Origin of the sequence: Glycomyces sp. YM15, assembly GCF_016918015.1 — a bacterium.
Taxonomy (GTDB): Bacteria; Actinomycetota; Actinomycetes; order Mycobacteriales; family Micromonosporaceae; genus Glycomyces.
The window spans coordinates 1-1,660 of record NZ_JAERMK010000057.1 but is presented as its reverse complement, the minus strand read 5'-3'; the positions used below and the strand labels follow the sequence as shown (position 1 = coordinate 1,660).

The 1,660-nt window shown below is 70.4% G+C and carries 1 protein-coding gene; it reads right to left on the bottom strand.

All coding sequences use genetic code 11. The features are described from left to right. Window positions 1–209: 209 nt before the first annotated feature. Entirely contained in the window at window positions 210–1,556 is a 1,347-nt protein-coding gene (locus JHY01_RS26155) for an ABC transporter substrate-binding protein (RefSeq protein ID WP_205328356.1), read from the bottom strand. Window positions 1,557–1,660 lie beyond the last annotated feature (104 nt).

The window sequence follows — 1,660 nt, the reverse complement described above, 5'->3', positions numbered from 1 at the left end:
GGGCGCGGCGGGCCGACACGGTGCCGCCTGGAGGGACCGGGTCCTGGGGGGTTGCGCCGAACGGATGCTGGGAGGCGTTCGGCGCCGGTCCCTCGCTGGGCGGCACTGGATCCGGGGTCCGGCTCGCGATCGGCGCCGCGGCCGGAACGGTTCCGGACCTTTGGCCCGTCCCGGTGGCGGCAGGTGCCGCCGGGACGGGCCGCCGGGGGTTACATACCGGCCGAGGCCAGTTGGAGCGCCTCTTCAGCGGCGGACTGGATCTCAGCCCAGGCGTCGTCGGACTTGAAGGTGCCGTCGGCGACGCCGTTGAGGACGCCTTCGATCGAGCCCTTGACGGCCGGGTGGTAGTAGGAGTAGGTCAGGGCCGGGAAGTTCTGCACCGACGCTCCGATGATCTGGCCGACCGGCGCGTTGTTGAAGTACTCGTTGGTCTTGTCGGCGACCCGCGGGTCCGCCTGCGCGACAGGCGAGGACGGGAAGTTGCCGACGGCCTCGAAGACCTTGATCTGCTGCTCGGGGGCGGTCAGCCACGCGGCGAGCGCAGCGGCCTCCTCCGGGTGCTTCGACTGCGACGGGACGCCGAGCCAGGAGCCGCCCCAGTTGCCGGCGATGCCGGGAGCCGCTGCCATGTCCCACTTGCCGGCGTTGTCCGGGCCGGAGGTGGGTTGGATGACGCCGCCGGCCATCCAGCCGGGGCACGGCATGACGGCGTAGCCGCCTTCGATCATGCCGGCGTTCCACTCGTCGCTCCACGAGGCGAAGTTGCCGATGGCGCCCATGTCCTGGAGCTCCAGGACGGTGTTGACGGACTCGGTGGCCGCGGGGGAGTCGAGGGTCAGGTTGCCTTCGCCGTCGACGTACATCGCGCCGTCGCCCTGGCCGGCGAGCTGACCGAGCAGCATGTTCTGCAGCTGGGTCGGGCCGTCGAGGAAGGCGGCGCCGGTGTCGGCGTCGACGTACTGCTGGGCGACGGCCTTGAAGCCGTCCCAGTCGGCCCAGAGGGCGGCGAGTTCGTCGCGGTCGGTCGGGAGGCCGGCCGCCGCGAACAGGTCGGTGCGGTAGCACATGCCCATGCCACCGACGTCGGTGCCGAAGCCGACGAGCGTGCCGTCTTCGGACTTGCCGAGCTCCCACTTCCAGTCGACGTAGTCGGCGGAGCGGCCTTCGTACTCTCCGCCGAGGTCGTACCAGTGCTCGGAGTTGCTGAACAGCTGGGTGACGCCCTGCTCGTCGATGCCGACGACGTCGCCGGCGCCGGAGCCGGTCTCGAGGGAGGTCTCGAGCGCGGGACGGAACTCCTGGTCGAAGTTGACGCCGTCGCCTTCGATGACCACGTCGATGTTCGGATTGGCGGCTTCGTACTCGGCTTCAAGCCCGGCCTCGGTGTACCCGAAGGTGCCGAAGACGGAGACGGTGAGCTTGATCTTGCCGTCCTCGGTGGTGGCGTCGTCGTCGCCGCCGCCACCGTCGCCGCTGCAGGCGGCCGTGACCGCGAGGGCTCCTGCGGCGATGGCCGCGAGGGCGGTCCTGCCGTTCTTGCGATTGAGGAAATGCATCTTTGCTGGTTCCTTCCGAGCGCCTCGGCGGCGCCTTGCGTTTTCCAGAGGGGTTAGAGGGACTTGTATTGCCTTGGCGCCCGGCGGCGGGGGTGCGGGCCGCC